This is a genomic window from Nostoc sp., from assembly GCF_036916735.1.
In the GTDB taxonomy this organism is placed as follows: Bacteria; Cyanobacteriota; Cyanobacteriia; order Cyanobacteriales; family Nostocaceae; genus Nostoc.
Genome location: NZ_JBALFV010000110.1, coordinates 14,461 through 32,819, shown reverse-complemented (window position 1 = coordinate 32,819; position 18,359 = coordinate 14,461). Strand labels below are relative to the sequence as shown.

Annotated in this window: 14 protein-coding genes; 5 read left to right on the top strand and 9 right to left on the bottom strand. The window is 41.5% G+C overall.

All coding sequences use genetic code 11. The annotated features are described in order from the left end of the window. The coding region (locus V7L20_RS27780; RefSeq protein WP_334747167.1) for a tetratricopeptide repeat protein at positions 1-534 on the top strand (534 nt) is incomplete at its 5' end. Between the two features lie 166 nt (positions 535-700). On the opposite strand, the gene V7L20_RS27775 is transcribed toward V7L20_RS27780, so the two are convergent. The 5 genes from V7L20_RS27775 to V7L20_RS27755 form a co-directional block, all read right to left on the bottom strand. Further along, positions 701-1,063: a DUF5615 family PIN-like protein gene (locus tag V7L20_RS27775; protein ID WP_334747166.1), complete on the bottom strand. Its 363-nt coding sequence runs from the start codon at positions 1,061-1,063 to the stop codon at positions 701-703. 9 nt (positions 1,064-1,072) lie between these two features. Beyond that, a complete protein-coding gene (locus V7L20_RS27770; RefSeq protein WP_334747165.1) occupies positions 1,073-1,303 on the bottom strand; it encodes a DUF433 domain-containing protein in 231 nt (76 codons plus the stop codon). 828 nt (positions 1,304-2,131) lie between these two features. Continuing rightward, complete coding sequence (locus V7L20_RS27765) at positions 2,132-2,953, bottom strand: nickel/cobalt transporter (protein ID WP_334747164.1); 822 nt, start codon at positions 2,951-2,953, stop codon at positions 2,132-2,134. Continuing rightward, on the bottom strand, positions 2,950-3,387 hold the full coding sequence (locus V7L20_RS27760; protein WP_334747163.1) for a DUF6640 family protein: 438 nt from the start codon (positions 3,385-3,387) through the stop codon (positions 2,950-2,952). The genes V7L20_RS27765 and V7L20_RS27760 overlap by 4 nt, the downstream gene beginning before the upstream one ends. Before the next feature lie 239 nt (positions 3,388-3,626). Then, on the bottom strand, positions 3,627-4,472 hold the full coding sequence (locus V7L20_RS27755; protein ID WP_334747162.1) for a helix-turn-helix transcriptional regulator: 846 nt from the start codon (positions 4,470-4,472) through the stop codon (positions 3,627-3,629). A gap of 311 nt (positions 4,473-4,783) precedes the next feature. On the opposite strand from V7L20_RS27755, the gene V7L20_RS27750 reads away from it, so the two are divergent. The 3 genes from V7L20_RS27750 (at position 4,784) to V7L20_RS27740 (ending at position 8,095) form a co-directional block, all read left to right on the top strand. Continuing rightward, positions 4,784-5,380 carry a cytochrome b/b6 domain-containing protein gene (locus V7L20_RS27750; protein ID WP_334747161.1) on the top strand — a complete coding sequence of 199 codons (597 nt, stop codon included), beginning with the start codon at positions 4,784-4,786 and terminating at the stop codon, positions 5,378-5,380. Positions 5,381-5,456: 76 nt separating this feature from the next. Further along, positions 5,457-6,890, top strand: coding sequence for a bifunctional orotidine-5'-phosphate decarboxylase/orotate phosphoribosyltransferase (locus V7L20_RS27745; protein ID WP_334747160.1), 1,434 nt, complete (start codon positions 5,457-5,459; stop codon positions 6,888-6,890). A gap of 113 nt (positions 6,891-7,003) precedes the next feature. Further along, positions 7,004-8,095, top strand: a complete 1,092-nt coding sequence (locus V7L20_RS27740) for an AI-2E family transporter (RefSeq protein ID WP_334747159.1) — start codon at positions 7,004-7,006, stop codon at positions 8,093-8,095. A 145-nt stretch (positions 8,096-8,240) separates the two neighbouring features. Here the strand turns inward: V7L20_RS27740 and V7L20_RS27735 are convergent, their stop codons facing one another. Together V7L20_RS27735 and V7L20_RS27730 are read right to left on the bottom strand one after the other, a co-directional pair. Next, positions 8,241-10,211 carry an ArnT family glycosyltransferase gene (locus V7L20_RS27735; RefSeq protein ID WP_334747158.1) on the bottom strand — a complete coding sequence of 657 codons (1,971 nt, stop codon included), beginning with the start codon at positions 10,209-10,211 and terminating at the stop codon, positions 8,241-8,243. 825 nt (positions 10,212-11,036) lie between these two features. Beyond that, on the bottom strand, positions 11,037-13,490 hold the full coding sequence (locus tag V7L20_RS27730) for an ATP-dependent Clp protease ATP-binding subunit (RefSeq protein ID WP_334747169.1): 2,454 nt from the start codon (positions 13,488-13,490) through the stop codon (positions 11,037-11,039). 342 nt (positions 13,491-13,832) lie between these two features. Here V7L20_RS27730 and V7L20_RS27725 point away from each other — a divergent pair, with 342 nt between their 5' ends. Beyond that, positions 13,833-14,129 (top strand): DUF3288 family protein, encoded by a 297-nt coding sequence (locus tag V7L20_RS27725; protein ID WP_334747168.1) that lies wholly within the window; start codon positions 13,833-13,835, stop codon positions 14,127-14,129. Positions 14,130-14,467: 338 nt separating this feature from the next. Here the strand turns inward: V7L20_RS27725 and V7L20_RS27720 are convergent, their stop codons facing one another. Together V7L20_RS27720 and V7L20_RS27715 are read right to left on the bottom strand one after the other, a co-directional pair. Further along, on the bottom strand, positions 14,468-15,838 hold the full coding sequence (locus tag V7L20_RS27720) for an HlyD family secretion protein (protein WP_334747157.1): 1,371 nt from the start codon (positions 15,836-15,838) through the stop codon (positions 14,468-14,470). A gap of 232 nt (positions 15,839-16,070) precedes the next feature. Beyond that, complete coding sequence (locus V7L20_RS27715) at positions 16,071-18,287, bottom strand: peptidase domain-containing ABC transporter (RefSeq protein WP_334747156.1); 2,217 nt, start codon at positions 18,285-18,287, stop codon at positions 16,071-16,073. Between the last annotated feature and the right edge of the window lie 72 nt (positions 18,288-18,359).

Here is an 18,359-nt window from a genome sequence, read left to right as displayed (position 1 = left end):
AGCCAAGCCGAACCCCTTTACATCCAAGCTTTGGCACTCAGGCGTCAACTGCTGGGTGAAGAACATCCATCTGTCGCCCAAAGCCTCAACAACCTAGCTTCTCTCTACCACTCTCAAGGTAGATACAGCCAAGCCGAACCCCTTTACATCCAAGCTTTGGCACTCAAGCGTCAACTGCTGGGTGAAGAACATCCATCTGTCGCCACTAGCCTCAACAACCTCGGATTACTCTACAACTCCCAAGGCAGATACAGCGAAGCCGAACCCCTTTACATCCAAGCTTTGGTACTCTGGCGTCAACTGATAGGTGAAGAACATCCATGTGTCGCCACTAGCCTCAACAGCCTCGCGTTTTTCTACGATTCCCAAGGCAGATACAGCGAAGCCGAACCATTGTACATCCAAGCTTTAGATATTTTTGAGCGACGGTTAGGAATAAATCATCCTAATACTGTAAATGTACGTGAAAATTTAGCATATTTGCGCGTAGGCGAAGCCCGCCGCAGGCATAGCCTCCCCCTAAATCCAGAATAGACCACATGGAGATACAAATTTACAGGTTTTGTGCAAAGCGTACCATGATAAAACTTGAAGGAGCGATCGCTTTAACTCGGCCTTTCCTGTTCTGAACTCTGAGGTAGAATGAGGTTCCCTACAACCTACGCCAGTTTTAGTTTTTGGCCTTAACCCAAGCGTATTGTTATATAGGCAATCGCCTTACTCGGAAAGTTTCATTACTTACAGAAATAATTGTCCCTAACTCTAAATCTTTTTGGCATTTACTCAAAACTTGAGTCAATCGTTCATTAATTGCATCATAATTTTCGTTCCCCAACCTAAACAAAATCACACTGGGTAAACTATCCCCACTCACGGCTAAAAGTTGGGCAAAATCTAAATCTATAGTTAATAAAATTCTTCCTTCTGCACGGGCTTTAATTAAAATCTCATTATCTGGTAGTCTTTGCAAACCTTCATCGCGCAAATGCACCACATCATAACCAGCACCACGCAACCAAGTTACTGTGCGTAGTGAAATTCCCATATCTGCCAAAAACTTCATTATTACTTGTTAAGCACTTTTGAAGGTATAAACCCGTTCTTGAGTTAACCACGCTGCATAAAGAAGAGATTGATGAATATCTTCTGCTTCTAAATCAGGATATTCTTCTAAAATTTTTTCTATAGGCTTTCCATAAGCTACCAAATTTACCACTAAAGAAACTGGAATTCGCATCCCGCGAATGCAAGCTTGTCCAGCCATAATGCTAGGGTCAAATGTAATTCTCTCTAGACCTAACATAAATGATCGCTCCAAAATCTTTTTTATCGTTCTGAGGTGCAATGATATTGTAAAGCCTAGCGCTCTATACTTGATTTTAAACCCACAAGCGATCGCCTCCCCTCAAATCAAGAATAGACGGTTTTATGCAAAGCATACCGTGATAAAACTGAAAAGCGTGTTAGCGTACCCTTCGGGAAGCAAGCTACGCGAAGCGTCTCGTAGAGAAGCTTACCAAAGGTATCGCCTAAATTAAAATTCATATTGAACTAAGTAAAAATGTCTGATTACTTACTCCAAATGCCATTTGACTTACTCAAAATGAGCTTTTACTTTCTCAAAAGCAGCTTTTGCTTTCTCATTTTGGTGTTTTCCGCAAGCAAAATCAGCTTTGACTTACTCACAAGCAGCTTTGACTTTCTCATTTTAGTGTTTTCCGCAAGCAAAATCAGCTTTGACTTACTCAAAAGCAGCTTTGACTTTCTCATTTTGGTGTTTTCCGCAAGTAAAATAAGCTTTGACTTACTCAAAAGCAGCTTTGACTTACTCAAACCCCAGTTTGCTTTCTCATTTTGGTGTTTTCCACAAGCAAAAGCAGCTTTGACTTACTCAAAAGCAGCTTTGACTTTCTCATTTAAGTAATTCACACATTCATTTTGGTATATCATTGAGCCGAAAGCAAAGCGATCGCTATTATGTGGTTGTGAATGATAGAGAGATACAGCCCCCGCAAAAAATCAGCTACGATTAATCATATAATTATCTTCACGAATACAAAAATATTAATTACATACACTGCAAAATATACAATACCTAAGTTCGATAAATTTGAGCTTGTGTTTTGAACACCTAAATTACAGCACAAGCCATCAGTACACTTCCGACGACAATCACCATGATCGCACTAATTATCGGCGTATACTGCTGCAATGGTTGAACCCATGAAAAACTCTTCAGCCATTGGTGAGCATAAATAATCACTAAACCAATAGTTACTAATACGATTGCTAATCCTACACTGAAGGCACACACTAAGATTAAACCGTATCCAATTTGGTGAAGTGCGATCGCACTCAACAATAATACTAGCGCTGACGGGCAAGGAACTAGACCACCAGCAATCCCCAGAGTTAGAAGTGACTGTAAGGTAACTTGAGAATTGCTAGAATGATGGCGATCGTTGTGAGTGTGGTGATGATGAGCAGAATCATTGTGAGTGTGATGATGGTTGAGTGCCGGGTTGAGATAGCGATCAAGTAACCAAAAACCAACACTACAGACCATCAATCCGCTCAGTAGACTGAGAAATGGATACAATTGCTCTGGTAAAATATATTGAGATAATAACAAGGCTAAAATACCCAGTGCAAAAACACTAATTGTGTGGGTAAGGGTTGTCACAAGCCCCAGCACAACAGCTTGCTGAGGAGTACCCCGCGAACCAACGAGATATGCTGCTACCATCGTTTTTCCGTGTCCAGGTGAAAGAGCGTGTCCAGCTCCAGCCATCAAGGCGATGCCGATACCACTGAACATCAGGGAGGGAGAGAGGGTCATCTGAGCCAAGTTTTGCATCAGAAAGCTACCATGTCCAATGTGAGCCACAGCTGGTTGACTCGGCAGAAAACTAACTAGCAATGCCAAACCGAAAACCAAGATCAGCTTGTTCATAGATCACTCGCTTCCGACTTAGAAGCGCGGTACAAGCCATAGCCAATCAACGTTAAAATAACGCTGACCGTTGCAACAGCAACGTTAGGATAAATGGGAATGCCTGCGATAACTGGTGGAGCTTCTTTAAGATTGGCTTGCAAACTAGTTCCAGGAATTACTAGCGTTACAAAGAAAAAGGGCGACCAGAAGATCACAGGTACTAACATTGCCACGGTGTAACCGATATCAGGTTCGGTAGTTCGTCGCCATAGTAACCACAGCGCCACAATACTCATGCCACTTAGTAACCACAGCATGACTGCATCATGAAATTTAGCATGTGGATGCCATTCGGAGTTAAAAAGGTGAGTCGCGTTCCAATCTACCGCTACAGAAACTACAGCAGTGCTGACGAGAACAATAGAAAGCAAAATCCGACTAATTCTTCTCATAAAATTTTTTGGTATGCCCTTAGTTGATTAGTTTTGCTGGGTGTGGGTTCATCAGCCGTAGATCCTATAAATGAAGGTACAATGTGCTAGTGGATAAACGATAGACTTTTCTTGCTGCATCTGATTATGATTTAGGTCATTCTTGCGATGCCCACGGTGGTCACTGAGTTTACGGTGAGCGCAGTCGAACTGCGACGCCGAAGTGCGGGCTACGCCTACACAGTTAGCATCCCAAAGTTTTACATTTTCCTTAAAAACATCCTGGGTGTGACTCCGACATATTTTTTAAAATGTCTTGTAAAGCGGCTTTGATCTGTACAACCAACAAGCAGAGCAATTTCTGCGATCGCATATTTTCTTTGTTGCAATAGTTCTTTAGCTTTTTCCATTCGTTGTCCAAGCACATATTGATAAGGTGCAACACCCATTGACTGCTTAAATAATCGGCAAAAATAATATTGACTCATACCTGCAATTTCTGCCAATTCAGCTAGATGCAGTGGTCGATCCAAATAGCTGTGAATGTAATCCAACACTGGCTGAAGTCGATTGTTAGGTAGACCTCCGACATCGGGCTGTATTTTTGGTGAAAACGCACAGTATTGTCGCAGCAAGTGAACGATCAACACCTGTATCAGCGATTCGGCATAAAGATGGCCACCAATTCCACCTGTGTCAAATTCTGCTTGAAATAAACGAGCGATCGCTTCAATTTGTGGATCATGGGCACTTACCGTACTGAGCAATTCAACCTTGTTTTCATTCAGCCCACCGACTTCTTCTGCGGTTCGAGACAAAAAGAGTGGATCAATCACAAACATCAACGATTCATCAGTACTTTCCCATGCCCAAACCCCCGACATTTTCGCAGGACAAATCCAGAAATCTCCTTTAGCTTGAGGTTTTTCGGATTTTTGTTCGCCGATGTAAGTGATTTTTTGTTGATTGCGATCGCTTAACAAAAGACAAAGCAGATGATGGTTGCATCCGGGGATTTCAAGCTGGTTCGGTGCTGAGATATGGCGATCAATAGTTAATCCAGGCAATTGAATCATCCGGCGCTCAGAAATCCATGTTTCCTTCATATCAGTCCAATTAATTGATCATCTCTAGGGATACACTGCATAGAATATCTTTGATCGTGAGCATTAGAACAGGTTACAGCATCTTAGCAACATCACCGAATAGCCCGTTGTAGAGATTGCCCAATTTTGAAAATTTAGCTTAGAACAACCTTAGCCATACCTAAACTGACAGTTAAAAGAGCAAATATTAGACCATCAATGTCAAAATACTGAATCTAATGATGAGAAAATAAAGGTGAGTTAAGCATCCTCAAACTTGCTGGGCTATTTACCCAAGACAGGTAAACAGCAAATTTTATCAGTTAAAATCTATGACTTTGACCCCCTCTCAAACTCGAAAGCCACCCACTCAAGCAATAGGAGCCAAAATTTTCCACTCCTGTAACATCATTAGTCTATTTATCATGTTTACCAGTGGACTACAAATTTACAACGCTAACCCTGTTTTTGGTGGACGTGCAGGTTTGCACATTCCGCCGATATTTACGTTAGGAGGTTGGCTTGCAGGAGGTAGACATTGGCATTTTGCAGCAATGTGGCTATTTTCGCTGAATCTTTTATGGTATGGAATTTACATTTTAATTACTCGGCGCTGGCGACATCGGTTTGTAGGTGTTAATGACCTGAAAGCATTACAAAAAAGTCAAAATTCCAAACGTCTAATTTATGCTTGGCATCGGATTGTCTATACAGCAATTATTCCCATTTTGCTGCTAGCGTTATTTACAGGAATAGGAATGTATAAACCTGCTCAATTTTCCTGGATTGTGGATTTCTTTGGCAGTTGGCAAGCATTGCGAATCGTTCACTTTATCTCAGTACCAATGGTTATCTTATTTGTAGTAATTCACTCTCGATTAGGGTGGAAAGCTGGTGGTACTGAATTAACAGAATCAATGTTTTCGTGAACAAACTATTTATCTTTATGGAGATAGATATACGCGGCGACTAAATGACTAATGACTCTTTATTTAAACTAAGAAAATGAACTTTTTTGATAAATTGAATCGTAATATTTTGCAAAATCAAAGCTTACTATTTGTAGGACTTGATCCAAATCCAGAGATGATGCCTGTGCGTTACGAATCTGAAGAACTCATCACTGGTTTGTGGAAGTGGTTGCAATTCATTATTGCCGAAACTTCTGATTTCGTTTGTGCTTATAAACCGACACTTGGCTTCTACCAAGCGTTAGGTATTCCCGGTTTAGAATTGCTATACAAAACTTTAGCAGCTATTCCTGCCCATATACCAGTAATTTTAGATGCCAAACACAGTGACTTAAATACTAGTACCATTTTTGCCAAAACTGTGTTTCAACAATGGCAGGTGGATGCAATCACTCTCAGTCCCTATACAGGACAAGATCATGTAGCACCTTTTTTGGTCTATGCTGATAAAGCGGTGTTTATTTTATGCTGTACTTCTAATCCAGGTGCAGAAACTTTACAGCAATATCCTATAAACGAGTCACCCCTTTATTTACAGGTAGTAAAAGAATCAAAAACCTGGGGAACTCCAGAACAATTGGGTTTGGAAGTGGGAACTACAAATCCTGAAGTTTTAGCACTTATTCGAGCGATCGCGCCTGAACGAATTATTATGGCGCGTAGCATCTGGGCAGAAGGCGCAAACCTAAAGCAAGTTTTAGAAGCAGGTTTGAATAGTAACGGTGATGGTTTGCTGATTCCTGTTCCTCAAGATATGTTGGGAAATAGCCAATTATCTCAGGAAATCCAGTCTTTACGCGCAGAAATTAATCAAATAAAAACTGAAATCATTTCTGAAAATTCCACATGTTCTGTGTGGTTTCCTGATGTTTGTTTCCTAAATCAGCACCCACACCAAGATTTGATTTTACAACTTTATGATATTGACTGCATTATGTTTGGTAGCTTTGTTCAAGCATCAGGAGCGATATTTCCTTATTACATCGACTTACGCAAAATTATTTCCAATCCCCAAGTTTTTAATCAAGTTATCACTGCCTATGAAGATATTTTGAAAAATCTGATTTTTGATAGGTTAGCAGGTATTCCCTATGGTTCTTTACCTACTGCTACTGGTTTATCTTTGCGTCTTAATTGCCCGATGATTTTCCCTCGTAAAGAGGTAAAGGCCCACGGAACACGGAGAGTTATTGAGGGTAATTTTCATCCTGGTGAAACAGTTGTAGTGGTTGACGATATTCTCATTAGCGGCAAAAGTGTTATGGAAGGGGCAGGAAAGTTGGAATCAGCAGGATTAAATGTTAATGATATTGTGGTATTTATCGACCATGAACAAGGGGTGCAAAATAGGTTACAGCAAAATGGTTATCGTAGTCATGCGGTTTTAACTATTTCGGAAATTACTAATACTCTGTATCAAGCAGGGCGAATAAATGAGGAGCAATTTTTATCTTTCTCTGAAAGTTAGTGATTGGAATAATGGTGAGTGAGGGAAATTTTATCTTGTCTACTTCCTTTTGAGTAGATTTAATTACTCGGTTCAATCTAGTAACTATAATAATTTTAGCTTGGAAATTAAATATGAATTTTCCACTGAATCAAATACTTAGATGGTTAATCTTTACGCTCTTATTTCCTCTAGTGTTCCTCAATGGTTGGCTAGCATTTTTACTGGTTAAAAACTTTCAACCTGTCATCACAATTCTTGTCTTAGCTACTTTACTTGCATTCATTTTAAACTATCCTGTTGCCATTCTCCAAAAGCGAGGAGTGAAACGTGGCTATGCAGTAGCATTAGTTTTTATATCAGCATTGATAATTATCGTTGCATTGGGTATAACTTTGCTTCCCATTGTTTTAGAGCAATTTCATGAGATGGTGAAAGTCCTTCCTCAATGGATTGATTCTAGCAAAGAAAAACTTCATAATTTAAATGATTGGTTTTTTCAACACAACTTAAATGTGAATTTAAGTCAGTTATTAACACGATTAAATAAGCAATTACCTAATGAACTAGAGTTTCTGTCAGATAAACTTTTAAGCATTATCATAGATACGATTGATAGTATTTCTGAGGGATTAATCACAGTAGTACTGACTTTCTATTTGTTGTTAGACGGCCCAAGAATTTGGGAGGGGATATTAAAAAAGCTACCTGGAAGTTTTGCTCACAAGGTAAGCCAATCTATTCAACAAAATTTTCAAAATTACTTGATTGGTCAGGGAAGTTTGGCTTTGCTGATGGGAGTTTCAGTAACATTATTGTTTTTAGCTTTTCAAGTTCAGTTTGCTTTACTTTTGGGTTTGGGGGTTGGGCTTTTGAGTTTAATTCCCTTTGGCGATGTCGTTAGTCTTGTTGTCATAACTTTAATCATAGCTACACATGACTTTTGGCTAGCAGTGAAGGTTGCTGCGGTAGCTGTTGTCATTGACCAGTTAATTGATCAGGCGATCGCACCACGACTTTTGGGCAAATTTACTGGTATCAGACCAATATGGGTGTTAATTGCTTTGCTTGTAGGAACCAATGTTGGCGGAGTCTTAGGTTTGCTAATCGCGGTACCTGTAGCTGGTTTTATCAAAGATATAGCAGATACTTTTTCTAAATCTGCTGATTCTGATAATGTAGTTGAAACTGAAGCAGCATCAGAATTGTTGGCAAAAGAGTCATGACATTTTTCGCTCAGAATTCAGAATTAAATTCTGTTTCCTGAATTCTGTTTGAGGACTTCCAGAAAATAAAATATACAGATAATTAAAATTATAATTATTTTTTAGAGGGAGGGAGAGGTGCTGTTAGCAGCCTCTAAGGAATTTTTCAACGTGCCATAAATACACTGACTGGCTTTGCCGACCATTCCTGAACATAAGTACCTTGTTGGGTAACTATTTCCTTACCTGTTTTCTCTTGATTGTTTTGAGGCTTGATAGAAATGATGGCACAGGGAATGAAGTCTTTATAGGGATATTCTCTAGATTTTACTGAAGAAATATTCTTCACATTAATATGTTCAATATGAATCTTTTGAGTATTATCCTTTTCCAAGAGTACCCAAAATGGATATTCCCAATCATCAGCTCGAATTGACAATCCCACTTTTGAACATTTTTGAGATTTCAAAAAGTTAGTTGCTCCAATGTAAGGCTCTCTTAGCTCTACTCGATTATTAAAGTATTGATTAGTTCTGCTGGTATTAAAGATATTCTCTATCCTACCGTCCTTGAGCGTCAAAAGAAGAGAAATAACAGGCCGAGATTGATTAAAGAATAACCACGGAAGTGATGACAGTATCAAAATAACAGCTATAGAATTGACCAGTTTATGTTGAGGCAGATTCGACAATACTACCCCAATAAATGGAGAAAGTAATACAAAAAGAGGTAGATGAAGGCGACTATTGTACGGTGTCCATTTAAGAAGTAAGCAGAATAGTAAAAATGCACTAACTACAAGCGCACCATAAACTACCAAATATTTTTGTCTTCTTAAACGCTTCCAAGTTAGACAGAGAATAATAGTCAATACTATTAATAATAAGTGTATAAAATTAGCAGCCCCGTCTTCATGTAATAAGGTTGGTGAACTTGGAAGGGAAAATCCCACCCATGTTGTACGAGGGTCATTGATATCTACCCCTAAAACTGTATGGAGTATGCGGATATCTTCCTCAATTACATCGCGGACTGAGCTAAGGAATGTGTGTTTCCACGATGGTATGCCAATATGCAAACTAATATTTCTAATGATATTTGATAGTAATATTGAAAGACTAAATACGTCATTTGTATAATCAAAATTTGTCAGTTTTGGATTTGTTGCCAGAGGAGAATGAAATAAATCCAAGTTGCGTGCATAAAAACCGATATTAATAACTAAAACTAAAAATCCCATCATCACAACGATTTTCCATATTTTCCAACCAAGTTTTTTTAGCTTGAGAATAAAAAAATAACATAAAAATGGAAATGCGTAAATATAAGCTGTTGTTTTAGTCAAAATAGCCAGTCCTAAGCTTGCACTAATTTTGAATAAATTGGTTTCCTTCCTACTTTGATTTAATGTCAATAATACATAGTAAACAAAACAAACCAACCAGAAAGAAACTACATAGTCATTTTGAGTGCTTGAACCTTGAAGAATCCCCATAGGAATAGTGGCACATACGACAGCAGAGAAAATCTGACCATGCAAATCCGCACCAATTTGTTTTGCAATAAGTGACACTCCAAGAATGCTACCAACCATACTGAACCATTGAACAAGGTTTGCTAAATGATCCCCACCGCTCAGAATCTGTAAATGCATGATAGCGAATTCTGACCAAGGACTTAAGAATAGTTGTGCTGTGTAATTCGTTGGATAATAAGCGACACTATGATTTTGAATCCAATGAACTACACGAGCCATATGATAGGACATCGAATCCCAGTTGTTGGGCGGCGCTATTAAAGCAACTAAACCAACAGAGGCAATGATAAAAGCTACACCGCACAATAACAGAATTGAAAAAGGTGACAGATTAAGAGTCGTTTTTCGATTGGCAATCGGCTTCTTTTTTCTAATGAGTTGAAAATATATGTAGATTAGTACGATATCGATCAGTACCCATACTCCTACCAACCAAAAAAACGTCAGCAATTTGCCAAAACTTAAAATCTCAGTAATTACAGTTAATAAAAATCCCCAAACTATAGCTGCTGATAATACTGAACTGCGCCAGCAACTACCTCTCTGATTAAAAATTCCATATAGAACAATTAATGAAACTAGAGATAATAAAGCAAACATATTTTTCCTCCTATGCAGGATTATTTCATTCTAAATTTAGACGCACACCCACTTTTGACATTAGTGTTCTTTTGATAAAATTAGGACTTACGCAAAAACCCTCTCAAACTCTCATTTCTCTGTGACCTCTGCGTCGCGCCAGTTGCTACCCTTCTCCTGACGGAGACGCTGCGCGTAGCTTGCTTCCCCGTAGGGGTACGGGAACGCTAAGAGCGAACAAGTCGGGGAACCCGCAAGGGCGCATTGGTTTTTCTGTGGTACCCTGCGGGAAGCCGCTTTGCGTCTACGTTTTCCGTTACCTGTGTGTAATACCAATTCTGTATAAAGATGCGCCAAATTATATAAGGAACGAACCGCAAAGGGCGCAAAGGAGAGGCAGCGCGGTCTTGGGGGTTTCCCCCATGAGCGACTGCCGTCACAAAGGAAGAAAGAAAATTTGGCGCAGCCTCACAAAGAAATGGTATAAGTCCTAAAAATGAATAATTAGAAAAAACATTCAAAGTCAGGGCATTGACTTCTAAGTTAGGCAATGTTAGACAGGTAACCCCTGCAATTGCTATTTGAGCTTAGAATCCCCCAAATAGAATTCAAAAGAGTAAGTCAAAATATATTATTTGTATATTTTATTTTCTGGAAGTCCCTTAGATAATTGATTTATTGGAAATATTTTGATAAAAAAAGCCCCCAGTATTTCTACTAGGGGTGAAAGATATAATACCATTTCACTTTATGTTTGTCATAGATGCCCCTGCTTATGCCTCTACTTAGACGAGAAGCATAAAGTATTACTCAAATATTACACCAAAAAGTAATCAGGTATAAATACTAGCCAACATTTGCCAAGAGTAATTCTCGTTTTTCTGATTTTCGTACTCTTACCTGAGAATCATCATCAACATCGACGATCGCTGTATCTCCATCTGTAATTTCACCAGACAGCATTGCTTCAGCGAGAGAATCTTCTAGGAGGCGCATAATTGCCCGGCGTAATGGTCTAGCACCATAACTAGGGTTGTAGCCTTCTTGTACTACACGATCTTTGAAGCGATCGCTAACTTCTAAGATAATTCCCTTTTCTGTCAACCGCTTAGAAACATCACGAAGCATAATCTCAGCGATTTGCTTCACTTCATCCCTAGAAAGCTGGGTAAAGACGATAATTTCATCGAGACGGTTAAGGAACTCTGGACGGAAGTAAGCTTTTAATTCTTCATTTACCAAGGTACGGATGCGGTTATAACTAGCATCAGCTTGAGTATCAAAGTCAAAGCCTAAACTACTACCACCTTTTTCAATCACCTTAGAACCGATGTTAGAAGTCAAAATGATCAGCGTGTTCTTGAAGTCCACTTTCCGACCTTTGGAATCAGTAAGTTGACCGTCATCCAAAAGTTGCAGTAGCATATTGAATACATCGGGGTGTGCTTTCTCGATTTCGTCGAATAGCAACACTGAGTAGGGTTTCCGGCGCACGGCTTCTGTAAGCTGTCCGCCTTCGTCGTATCCTACATAACCCGGAGGCGAACCAATTAGCTTGGCGACGGTGTGGCTTTCCATGTATTCGGACATATCTAAGCGAATCATCGAGTCTTCCGCACCGAAGAAGTAGGCAGCTAGTGCCTTCGCCAATTCTGTTTTACCGACTCCGGTAGGCCCAGAGAAGATAAAGCTAGCAATGGGACGATTGGGATTCTTCAAGCCGACACGGGCGCGACGGATACCGCGAGATACAGCCGAGACTGCTTGCTCTTGACCGATGAGCCGTTGATGCAGAGTGTCTTCTAGGTGTAGAAGCAACTCTGACTCAGATTCAGTTAGCTTGTTGACTGGTACGCCAGTCCAAGAGGCAACGATTTGGGCGATGTCTTCTTCGTCAACTAAAGTAGAGTTGACAGGTTGATCGTTTTGTACAAAGGTTGCTTGCAGTTGTTCTGCGAGTTTTAACTCTTGGTCGCGCAGTTGTGTAGCTTTGTCAAAATCTTGGACTCTGACTGCTGCTTCTTTCTCTTTGGTAACGCCAGCGAGTTCACGCTTGAGTTCTTTATTGGGAGAACTTTGAGAGTTCCGTAGACGAACACGAGAACCAGCTTCATCAATTAAGTCTATTGCCTTATCTGGCAAGAAGCGATCGCTAATGTAGCGGTCTGATAATTCTGCTGCTGCTACAAGTGCTGAATCCAAAATTGTGACTTTGTGGTGCTGTTCGTAAGCGCCACGTAAGCCGTAGAGAATTTGTACGGTTTCCTCTACTGAGGGTTCCCCAACCATAATCGGTTGGAAACGACGCTCTAGGGCGGCATCGCGCTCGATATGCTTACGATACTCATCGAGGGTTGTTGCGCCGATGCACTGGAGTTCACCTCGTGCTAAGGCAGGTTTGAGGATGTTGGCTGCATCTAAGCCACCTTCTGTTCCACCAGCACCAACCAAGGTGTGAATTTCGTCAATCACCAAGATAATATTGCCGACAGTGCGGACTTCTTCCACGACTTTTTTGATGCGTTCTTCAAAATCGCCACGGAAGCGAGTTCCAGCTACCAATAACCCCATATCGAGGCTGATAACTTGCTTATCTTGCAAACTTTCGGGAACATCCTGGTTGATAATCCGTTGAGCTAGACCTTCTGCGATCGCAGTTTTACCAACTCCTGGTTCTCCAATCAACACTGGGTTATTCTTGGTGCGGCGACCAAGAATTTGGATCGCCCGCTCAATTTCCTTCTGACGACCAACTACGGGGTCGAGTCTCCCTTCTTGGGCTAATTTGGTCAAATTCCTACCAAACTCTTCCATAGTTAGCGGTTGGGTGCGCTTTTGACTACCACCACCAGCTATAGCTGGTGCATTGTCACCCAGACGGCGAACTATGGCAGTGCGGACAGTCTTGAAGTCAACTCCTAGATTTTGCAGTACTTTGGCGGCAACACCTTCACCAGCCTCGGTCAATCCTAAGAGTAAGTGTTCAGTGTTAATGTAATTTTGTCCCAGACTATGAGCTTCTTTAAACGATTGCTCGAAGAGGCTTTTTACTTTAGGAGTAAAAGGGATTTCTGGTGGTACAAAGCCAGAACCCCTACCAATAATTTTTTCTACCTCGCGACGTGCATCTTTGAGGGTAACGCCTAATTCGGCCAGCACTTTAGCAGCAACCCCAGTTCCTTCTCCCATCAAACCCAGGAGAATTTGTTCAGTTCCTACAAAATTGTGTCCCAGGCGACGTGCTTCCTCCTGAGCTAGCATAATTACTCTAATGGCTTCGGAAGTGAAGTGTTCAAACATAGCGGGTTCTTGCTCCCTAGCTGCTTGGACTTTGGGTGAGATAAAATTCACCCTCATCTAAAGTTTTTTGTATTTTCTTAAGAACAATGTAACTTTATTTAAACTTAAGTGGCAGTGGTGAGAGCCGTAAGACATCAGGTGTAGTTGCCGTCTAAGAAGTAGAGACGCAATTAATCGCGTCTGTACAAGAGTTAGGAGTTCTCAATTTGACAATTAGCTTGTCAGTGCAGAAGATGATTTTCTTTTGCCTTTTCTGCTCCTCAGCTCTCAAGCTAAACTTAAAACTTAGGATTTAACAAGGGCTAAAGACCTCGCTACCACTAACGACACTCAGGACTCATGATGACTAATGCACCCGCAGGTAAAGACCAGCAACATCCTCTTTATAGCCGCGATCGCCCCCTTATTGATATTTTACTCTCTCAACAGGCGACAGACTATAATTTAGCAGAATTAGCTAGACTGCGAATGCGCTATCAAGGGTTTCCAGGGGCAAGAGACATCCAAAAAGATTTAGATAAAGTCTTGCAGCAGTGGGGTTTGACCGAAGCCGAACTTTATGAGAAAACTCGCCAAATTCACAACCTGGGGGGTATTTACAAAAGTCGCGGCAAGAAAGATGAACAAGATTGGAATTAAGGTAGAGGGCACGAGGTACTTGTACTGAGCTTGTCCTGAGCTTGTCCTCTTGGTAGTCGTTGGCGTAGCCTCTCGTAGAGAAGGGCGTAGCCGTAAAGCCTGCGGCATAGCTACGCTTAGGGCGCAGCCTAAGAAGAGAAGGGCGTAGCCGAAGTATGGGGCATTGCATTATCGATTGTGGCGATCGCTTCCTTTTTCAGCTGATTACCCAATCCCTAATCCCCAGTTCCCAGTCCCTTTTACCAAGAGGCAGTTCTTACTGGGGGAAGGGTGCGCTTTGCTGGAGAGAAAGTTTCCCCTTTTCCCCCTGCTCCCCGCTCCCCTGCCTATTATAAAGGTCAAACATCTACAATTAGCCTTGCTTTTCTCAAAAAGAATTGGAGTACAGTCTCTTCTTTAGAAATAATCTCGGCTCTGCCTTCCATTCCCATTTGAACGGAACATTGTTTGTTTCCTCGACCTAAAGACAGACTTTCAGGTTCAATCGTTACTTCATAAAAGGCAGCAGTAGCTCTGGGAGTAGTTGCCATTGTAGAAGCACCATTATTCGCTGGTGGGGAAAATGCATCTGGAGAAATTGATTTAACTTTACCTTTGAGAGTACCGTAATCTGGATAGGGACAGGCAGAAACTCGCATTTGGACGTTTTGTCCTGGCTTCAACTTGCTTTTCTCCTCAGTTTCTACCACTGCCTTAATTATCAAGGGGGCAGAAGTAGGAACAATTTGGGCGATTTCTTCTCCAGGGCGCAATGTTTGGCCGGGGTTACGTAGGTTGAGTTTAGAGATAATACCATCTGCTGTGGCAGAAACGATCGTCTCCTTAAGTTCGATATTTACTTGTTTAAGTTCGCGGCCATCATGCTCGAACTGTTTTTGCATTTCAATCCGTTGCTGAATCAACGCGTTGCGTTCTTTGTTTAATGTGGCGATAGTACCTTGCCCCGTAGCTTTTTCTTGAGCAATGCGTTCTTTTGCGATCGCTACTTCTGCTGGAGTTGGATTCAAGGCAGTTTGTAGGCTTTGCAATTTGGCTTTGGCAGCCGAGAGTGCTTGTTCTTGCTGGCGAACAGCTAGTTGTGCTTCCTCAAATTGATCTTGTGACAAAGCTCCAACTTTAGCTACGTTCTCATATCGGTTTCGCTTTGTCTCGGCTGCTCTTAAACCGGCATCTGCTGCTCTGACATTCGCTGCGGCTTCTTGGACATCACTAACAGTAGTAATTTGCTTATCTCGATAATCCCGCTTGCGACTACTCAATTGAGCTTCAGCCGCCGCAACTGCACGCTTGGTGCTGTCAGTTTGGGCTATAAGTTGGTTATTAAGAGCATGAATCTGAGCGTCGATTTGAACTAGTTGTAATTTGATTTGCCCAATACTACTTTCTAGTTGACTTTTTTTGGTTTGCAGGCGGGAGTCATCAATAGTAGCGATCGCATCTCCTGTTTTGACAACCTGATTCTCTTTCACAAAAATCCGCATAACTGGGCCTTCCGTAGCAGCCTGAACCAACCGCAACTCACCAGCCGGACGCAGGTTTGCCTGTGCTTGAACGGTGACTTTGTATTTAGTTACAGAGGCGACGGCAATTGCTATTGTCACAGTCACCAATGCGATCGCACCGCCAATAGTAGTCCAATTACCAAGTGGTGGAAGAAAATCGTTTTCTTCAACTTGGGGCAGCAAGACAGAATTCGATTGACTAACCATAATAATAAATTGAGGGAAAAATGATTTTTGATTTTAATTACTAATTACGTAGCTTGCTTCTCGCATGAATGGCAAGTATTACGAACTTGTACTGAGCTTGTCCTGAGCGGCGTCGTAAAGCCTGCGGCATAGCTACGCTTAGGGCGCAGCCTAAGAAGAGAAGGGCGTAGCCGAAGTATTAGTAATTATTTGGTCGAGGAGCAATCCCAAATCTCAAAGAAAGAGAATGTCATCAATTGATGGCGGCGTATTTGCCGTTAGCATGACCAGAAGATTTCACCAGTAAACTAGGAGTTGATGACCGAACATCTTCTAAAAAGCCCAAGTGGTCGCCAGCAATTTGGCGCAATTCATCTGGAGAACCTTGGATTTGCAAACGTCCTTTCTCTAGTAATACAATCCAATCGGCTCGCTCAATGACTTTCGGGCGGTGACTAATTAAAATTGTGGTTTTGCCTTGGCGATAGGTAAGCAATCGATCTAGTACTTCAGCTTCACTCACCGGATCGAGAGCGCCAGTAGATTCATCTAAAATTAGTATCGGCGGGTTAGTAATTATCGCTCTGGCGATCGCTAATCTTTGGCGTTGTCCACCAGAAAGATTAGCTCCAAATTCTCCTAAGACGGTATGGTATTTATCAGGTAGTTCGCTAATGAATTCATCAGCTCCTGCTATGTGGCAAGCTGTGACAATTTCTTCAAAAGTTATGTCAGGATAGCTAAAGCGAAAGTTATCAAAAATTGAACGACTCCAGAAGTGCGGGTCTTGCGGGACTAAGACTACCTGTTGTCGTAGACATTCTACAGATAAGTCTTGTCTGTTATAGATCCCATAACGGATGTTGCCTAACTGGAGGGAATATAAACCACCAATCAGTTTGGCTAGAGTACTTTTACCACAACCAGATTTACCAATTAAAGCAATAACTTTACCACCAGGGATAGTCAATGAAAAATCTTGTAACAGGTCAACTCTACCAGCATGGTGAAAGTTAACTTTAGTGCAGATAATATTTGCATCAGTAGAAATTTTTGCCCAAGGCTTTTTCTGTTCATTCGAGTCTTCTGGGGTAGCGTCAATCACTTCTGCCATCCGTTGGATGACAATTTGAGCAGTAATAAACTCATCAGCTAGCCCGATTACTGAACTCAAAAAACCGAGAAAGTTCCCACTCATGCCGTTAAACGCTAGCAGCTGACCGATGGATAATGTTTGATTAATTACTAGATAGCTGCCTAACCAGAGTAAACCTATATTAGTTAAACTTGAAAGAATATTAGTGAATGTACTGCTGTATAGTTCCAGTTTCATCGTACTCCAGCCCAAGTTAGCGAGGCGACCATAATTGGTTTGATACTCTTGCCAAGCTTGTGGAGTTGCTTGCGTTGTTTTGAGTACTTGGACACCGCGAAAAGTTTCCACCAAAAAGCCTTGGTTTTCAGTGCCTAAAACGATAAGTTTACGAGTTTTCTGGCGCAAGGCGGGTAGGAAAAGCAGGTTAACTAAAGTAACGATGACAAATGCGAGTATAGAAGCTAGAGTCAGTTGCCAACTCAAGAACAGCATAAAGCTCAAGGAAACTAGAGCAATAAAAAATTGGCTAGGTAAACCAAGGACAATCTGCGAAACTAACCCATTGATGGCATTAATATCGCCAATTCGGCTGACGACTTCCCCACTACGATGTCCTTCAAAGTAAGATAAGGGCAAGTGTAAAAGTTTTCGACCGTAGTCCAGCAGCAGTCCTAATTGCAACCGTTGACCGAAGTGACCGATGAGGTGAGACTGTACCAAACCAATTGCACTTTTAAACAAGTTCATGGCAATTACCCCAATTGCCACGGTAGTTAATAGTTGAGTATCTCCCCGCACTAGCACATCATCGGTGAGGAGTTGCATCATCAAGGGAGAGGCTAGAGACAAAAGTCCGATCGCAATGTTGATCGCGATCGCCTGACCCAGAATGAAGCGATAGGGCCAAACACGCACCAGATAGCGTCCAAAGCCAGTCATTTTGTCATCCGGCTGCTCATAAAAACGGGTGTCGTCTGGCAGCAATAGCAGCATAATCCCATTGCTCCAACCCTCAACTAATTCCTTACGGCTGAGGTAGCGGATACCAACGCCAGGATCGCAAATCACATATTTGTTTCCTTTTTGCCCGTATAAAACTATCCAGTGATAACCTTTCCAATGTATAATTGCGGGCATTGGAGCTTTTTCTAAACTGTCGATCAATTGAGCAGAAGCTTTGACTTGGCGGACATTGAATCCTAAAGCTTCTGCACCTCGATTCAAACCAAGCAGAGTAGTACCTCGTGACCCCGTGCCTACCGCTTCTCGTACCCGGCTTAGAGTCAAAGTGCGTCCGTAATGTTTGGCAACAGTTGCAACGCAGGCAGCGCCGCAATCTTCTTCACTATGTTGGAGAAAAACCTGGTATTTCATAAAAAATTCGGGGATTACTTGGTTAGTCCATGTTCGACTTGATTTTCATGCTATTCGCGTACTCCTACGCTC